We start from the raw sequence: 6,055 nt of genomic DNA on the forward strand, positions 1-6,055 counted from the left end.
TGCGACTCCGCCCACGCGGACTTCCCGGAGCGCGTCCCCCCGAGGACGAGGGTGCGGACGGCCAGGGTCAGGCCACCGCCTCGCCGACCGCGACGCGCGGGGCGGGCATCCGGAGCTTGCGGATCTGGGTGGCCCGGGTGAAGGCGTACCAGCCGACGGAGAAGCCCTTGACATCCTCGTTCGGGAACTTCGTGCGCACCCGGGCGGTGATCTGGCGGCCCAGCAGCGTGCCCTCGACGACCATCGCGGCGAGCATGCACAGGCAGAGCAGGCTGCCGATGTTCTGCAGGCCCGCGACGGGGACGACGACGGTGATGAAGATCAGCACCACCAGCGGCATGAACAGGCCCATGAGGCGGCGCCGGGAGTCGACGGAGTCCCGGATGAAGGCCTTGACCGGCCCGCGGTCACGGACCGGGAGCACGCGGTCGTCCCCGGCCATCATGCGCTTGCGTCGCTCCGCGGAGGCCTCGCGGTGCTGCCGCTCGGCACGAACCCGCGCGCCAAGATGTCCGCCATCTCGAGGGGCTTCGTCAAGGTGTTCTGCCGGCCGGCGACCGGCGTGGTGATCGGCGGCGTGATCGTGGCGCCGGTCGCCAGCGAGCTGATCCTGCCGCCCGCGACGGCCGTGCAGAAGAACCTCACGGTGGACGACCTCGCCCACACGTTCTCGATCTACCCGCCGTCGCTGTCCGGCTCGGTCGCCGAGGCCGGTCGCCGCCTGATGCAGCACAACAACCTCGACTCTAGGTGGCCTGCGGCCTCCGCGCCGACGACGTCTGGGACAGCACGAGGAACGAGTGCTGTCCCAGAACCGCCGTCTCGGCGCGACGCTAAGCCCAGTCGAACGTCCGCGTGACCGCCTTCCTCCACTCCGCGTAGAGGCGGTCGCGCTCGGCCGGGTCCATCGACGGCTCCCAGACCTTGTCCCGGGCCCAGTTGTCGCGACCTCGTAGACAGGCGGGGGGCCCTCGGAGGGGTTGTGGGCGGTTCGGTCCGCGCGCCGCTCGGGGGGCGCGCCGGGGTGTCGTGTTTTGCTGCTCGGGTGCTGCACGCTTCGCAGTTGTCGATCACCAGCGGGTGGTTCTGCTTATTGGTGGCGGTGGCCGCGCTGCTCACCGTGTGCTTGGTCCCGTGGCGCTGGGACGCCTGGCGGCGGCGTCGGCTTGGTCGCAGCGTCACGGTGTTGGTGGCGGTGGGCGTTGTCGTGCTGGCTTGCGCCGCGGAGGTCAATCGTCTGGGCAGTTTCTACCCCACCCTCGGCACGCTGATCGGCACGTCCTCGGACCCCGCAGGCGGCAGCGACCTCGAAGCTGGGCCGGACGGTGACCGGCTGGCGGCCACCCGAGCGGTCCGGGTTGCTCGCAGCCGCAGCGGCCACGGGACCACGGTGCACCTGACGGTGACCGGGCGGTCGAGTCATCTGATCCGGGATGTTGATGTCTATCTGCCTCCGGGCTACGACGACGCCGATGCCGCGCTGCGCTTCCCGGTGATCGAGTGGTTCCCCGGCTTTCCCGGCGAGCCCCGCGAGGTCACCGCCCTGTTCGGGCTCCCCGGGTTGCTCGACGACGCCATCGACCACGACCGGATGCCCCCGAGTGTGGTCGTGGTCCCTGACACCAACGGCGAGCCCCGACTGAGCCACGACGAGGAGTGCGTTGACGCCGTCGCCGGGGCCGCCGACGATACATTCCTTTCTGCCGACCTCCGCTCCTGGGCGCTGTCGCGGCTGCGGGTCCGCGCCGACCGCCCCGGCTGGGCGCTGGCCGGGTGGTCCACGGGCGGCTACTGCGCGATGAACCTCGCCCTGCGCCACCCCGCCTGGTACGGCACAGCGGCGAGCCAGAGCGGCTACGACGCCACCGCCCAGGACGCCACCACCGGTGAGCTGTTCGCCGGGCGGGAGGATCTGCGTCGGGCGAACAACGTCACTGAGCTGCTGCACTCCCACTCGGTGCCGCTCGGGCTGCTCGTTACGGCGGGCATCGGCGAGCGCGACGAGCAGGACGCCGCCGAGCGCATTCATCTGGCCGTATCCCCGCCGGTCGCGCTGAGCCTGATCACCTTCCCCGGCGGCGGCCACAACACCGACGCCGTACGCGCCCAGCTCCCGACGATCCTCGGCTGGCTGGGCACCCAGCTCCCCGCCCCGATCGCGCCCGACGACCACCCGCTTGGCACGCGCACCGAGCAGTCGAGTGTGCCAGCCTGGAACGCCCCCGGCCCGACCCACACCACCAGCTGAAACGCCCGGTCCTGCCCGGCTGCTCGTCAACGCCCGACGTGACCTCGTACTTCTTGGGTCCAGCGCCCACCGAGGGTGGTTGACGATAAGACGAAACGACGAGCCCGTCCGCGCGCCGCAGCGGGAATGGGGCCGCAGCTCTCTGTAGGGCGCGAGAACTTCGGGCCCCAGGGTCCGGTCATCGGGGTCCGGGGGGTCGGGCAGTGACTAGACCTTCGGTAGGTAGACGTCGTGCCTCCCCCACGTTCCTACTCCGTTGTGATAGCTGTCAGCACGTCGAGGCGCGAGGCCCTGATTGAGGGAAGCAGGGCGGCGATGAGACCGACCAGGACGGCTCCGACGAGTACAGCGGCGACGGTGGCCCAGGGGATGGTTAGGGCGGTGATGCCGTGGGCCCGGAGCGCTCGTTGTCCGGCGACGCCCCAGGCCAGGCCCAGGGCGAGCCCGAGGATGGCGCCGTGGATCGCGATGAGCACGGATTCGAGGCGGACGAGGCGGCGTAGTTGTCGTCGTGAGCTGCCGATGGCTCGTAGGAGGCCGATCTCTCGGGTGCGTTCGATGACCGACAGCGCCAGGGTGTTGATCACTCCGAGGACGGCGATGAGGATGGCCAGTGCGAGCAGCCCGTAGATCAGGTAGAGCACGGTGTCGACCTGCTGGCGGGCCTCATTCCGGTAGTCGGCTTGGCTCTGCAGGCGCACCTGGGGGTAGGTCGCGACGAGCTGGTCGAGCTGGGCACCGACGGCTCGCCGCTCGGCCGCCGGGGCGGTGTTGAGGTAGACGGTAGTGATCGGGGCGGCGGGCACGTAGTGGGCCAGGGTCTCGGTCGAGACCTGGAAGACGCCGCCGTCTTTGCCGCCACCGGTGGGGGGCTTGGTGATGGCCCCGATGGTCAGGGGGGCGTTGCTGCCGCCGGCGAAGGTGAGCTGCAGCGGCGAGCCCACGCTCCAGTGGTTGGCGGTGGCGGTGGTCTCGTCGACAGCGAGTTCGCCCCGGGCCAGTGCCTGGGTCGATCCGGCGCTGTATTGGGGCCGCACCGCTCGGTCGATGGTGGCGACGTCCACGCCGGACAGGGCGAGCTGGAAGCTGTCGACGTGGGCCAGGGCGTAGTGCTGGGTGGTGACGGCATCCACGCCCGGGATGGTCCGGACCCGGTTGATGATGTCGGTGCTGACCGGGGACTGACCGTTGCCGCTGATGACGTAGTCGGCGCCGAAGGTGCTGTTGACCTCGTTGTTGATCGACGTGGTCAGCGAGGCAGCCAGAACGGCGGTGGCCCCGACCAGGGACAGGCCGCCCATGAGGGCGGCGGCGGTGGCGCCGGTGCGGCGGAGGTTGCGCAGGGCGTTGCGTTGACCGAGCCGCCCCACGGCGCCGAAGGCCAGCGGGAAGCCGGCGCCCGCGACGCGCACCACGGCTTCGGCGATCACGGGGGCGAGCACGATGGCGGCGATCAGTGAGCCGATGACGCCCGCGGCGAGGATGAGCCCGGTGATGGTCTTGTCGGTGGAGGTGGTGCCGGCGGCGACCAGGGCGACGACCGCAGCGCACAGCACGACTCCGCCGATGATGCTGCGACGTCCCAACGGTGGAGACGGAGCGGCGATGGCTTCTCGGAGGGCGGCCATCGGGGAGATGCGGGCAGCGCGGCGGGCGGGCAGGTAGGCAGCGATGAGGGTGATACCGACCCCGACGAGGTAGGCCGCCACGACGGGCAGTGGGCCGATCACCAGGGTGGTGGCCGAGAGGTCGACTCCGAAGTTGCCGATCATCGTCTTGAGTGCGGCGGCCAGTCCGATCCCGGCTCCGAGCCCGGCGGTAGCGCCGAGGGCGCCGACGACCAGGCCTTCGATGAGCACTGCCCGGGTGACCTGTCGTTGACTGGCGCCCAGGGCCCGCAGCAGTCCGAGTTCTCGGGTGCGTTGGGCGACCAGCATCGAGAAGGTGTTGAGGATCAAGAAGATGCCGACGAGCACGGCGATGCCGGCGAAGCCGAGCAGGGCGTCGGTGACCACGCTGAGGACGGCGCTGATCTGGCTGGCGCCCGAAGCGGCCTGCTCGTCCTTGGTGGCGATGGCGTAGTTCGGGCCGAGTGCGGCACCGATGTGGGCACGCAGGTCGGTGTCTGGGGTGCCGGGGCGGGCGTCGACAGCGACCGAGGTGAACGTGCCCGGCTTGGCCAGCAGCTGGTTCTGGGCGCTGGCGGTGTCCAGATAGACCATGCTCACGCCTGGGTTGGGGCCAGCGAGGTGGGCCAGGCCGACGAGGTGGACCGGCACTGTGGTCGTCGGGGTGACAACCCGCAGGGCGTCGCCCAGGTGCACGTTGCGCCGGGCAGCGGTGGTGGCGTCGAGGGCGATCTCGCCACTGGTAGCCGGGGGCCGTCCTTCGGTGATCGTCGGGGAGTGCGGAGAGGGGTACCAGCTGTGGGCCAGGGTAGGAGCGCCGCTGGTGGGCCCGACCGCGGTGTTGTGGGCGTCGATGACGGTCGCGTTGGAGACGGTCACATCGCCGTAGGCCGCCCCAACTCCGGCCACACCGGCGACCGAAGACACCGTCGAGGCCGGCATGGTGGGGACCTCGCCCAGCAGGGCCTGGTCTTCCACCTCGGGGGTGAAGGCCAGCTGGGGAGTCACGGTCAGGTCCGGGGTGGTGGCGCTGAACAGACGGCTGAAGCTGGCATCTATGGTGTCGCAGAAGACCAGGGTGCCGCTGATGAAGGCGACCCCGAGCACGATCGACAGCGCCGACATCACCAGCCGGGCCTTGTGGCTGGCGAGGCTGCGCAGGCTGACACGGAACACCGTCGCTCAGCCCCTCGTCCCGATCCGCTCGAAGCTCTTCATGGCCTCGAGGATCGTGTCGGCAGTGGGTGAGGAGAGGTCGTCGACGACCTGGCCGTCGGCGAGGAACACCGCCCGGTCGGTGTGCGCGGCCGCGACGGGGTCATGGGTGACCATGACGATGCTCTGGCCGAGCTCGTGCACGCACCGGCGCAGCAGCTCGAGCACATCGGTGGCGGTGCGGGAGTCGAGGTTGCCGGTGGGCTCGTCGGCAAAGATCACCGACGGTCGCCCGGCCAACGCCCGGGCCACGGCCACCCGCTGCTGCTGGCCGCCGGAGAGTTCGCCGGGGCGATGCCCGAGGCGGGAGCGTAGGTCGACGGTGTCGATGATCTGGTCCAGCCAGGCAGGCTCGAGCGACCGTCCGGCGATGTCGGCGGGCAGGGTGATGTTCTCCTGCGCGGTGAGGGTGGGCAGCAGGTTGTAGGACTGGAAGATGAACCCGACGTGGTCGCGACGCAGCCGGGTGAGCGCCTTGTCCTTCAGGGCGGTGATCTCGGCGCTGCCGATGAACACCCGGCCGGAGCTGGGGGTATCGAGGCCTGCCATGCAGTGCATCAGCGTCGACTTGCCCGAGCCCGATGGGCCCATGATGGCGGCGAACTGGCCGGTGGCGAAGCTGATGTCGACCCCGTCGAGGGCGACCACTCGGGCGTCACCGGAGCCGTAGACCTAGGTCAGCTCCTCGGCCGAGCCGTACCCTCCTCGCCCGGCCTGCTCGGGTGGTCCTCGCTCGTCTGCTCCGCACTGGTCACGGTCTGCCTTTCCGCTTCGGTGACCCGGCCGCCCGCCAAACTACTACTTCAGCGATAGTAGTAAGGGTAGGGGTGGTGGGTCCCGATGCGGGCGGCGCCGGCCAGGGCGGCGGCCAGCGCGATCAGCACGCCCAGACCCGCGAACCCGCTGGCGAGACCGACGCCGGCCCCGAGGGCGCCGACCACGAGCGGGCCGCCGGCGTCACCAA

At 70.7% G+C, this 6,055-nt stretch carries 3 protein-coding genes and 2 pseudogenes; 2 read left to right on the forward strand and 3 right to left on the reverse strand.

Features of this window, described 5'->3' with window-relative positions:
* Positions 1 to 67 precede the first annotated feature (67 nt).
* Positions 68 to 460, reverse strand: a pseudogene (locus AC0CYZ_RS00230) (DUF3043 domain-containing protein); the annotation flags it as partial.
* A gap of 15 nt (positions 461 to 475) precedes the next feature.
* Between AC0CYZ_RS00230 and AC0CYZ_RS00235 the strand changes: the two are divergent.
* Both AC0CYZ_RS00235 and AC0CYZ_RS00240 read left to right on the forward strand, forming a co-directional pair.
* A pseudogene (locus tag AC0CYZ_RS00235) lies at positions 476 to 745 on the forward strand (NAD(P)H-quinone dehydrogenase); the annotation flags it as partial.
* A gap of 357 nt (positions 746 to 1,102) precedes the next feature.
* Positions 1,103 to 2,248 carry an alpha/beta hydrolase gene (locus tag AC0CYZ_RS00240; protein WP_472210824.1) on the forward strand — a complete coding sequence of 382 codons (1,146 nt, stop codon included), beginning with the start codon at positions 1,103 to 1,105 and terminating at the stop codon, positions 2,246 to 2,248.
* A 248-nt stretch (positions 2,249 to 2,496) separates the two neighbouring features.
* On the opposite strand, the gene AC0CYZ_RS00245 is transcribed toward AC0CYZ_RS00240, so the two are convergent.
* On the reverse strand, positions 2,497 to 5,052 hold the full coding sequence (locus AC0CYZ_RS00245) for an ABC transporter permease (RefSeq protein WP_472210827.1): 2,556 nt from the start codon (positions 5,050 to 5,052) through the stop codon (positions 2,497 to 2,499).
* A 6-nt stretch (positions 5,053 to 5,058) separates the two neighbouring features.
* Positions 5,059 to 5,739 (reverse strand): ABC transporter ATP-binding protein, encoded by a 681-nt coding sequence (locus tag AC0CYZ_RS00250; protein WP_472210830.1) that lies wholly within the window; start codon positions 5,737 to 5,739, stop codon positions 5,059 to 5,061.
* Between the last annotated feature and the right edge of the window lie 316 nt (positions 5,740 to 6,055).

It is taken from the genome of Actinomycetospora sp. (assembly GCF_055612215.1).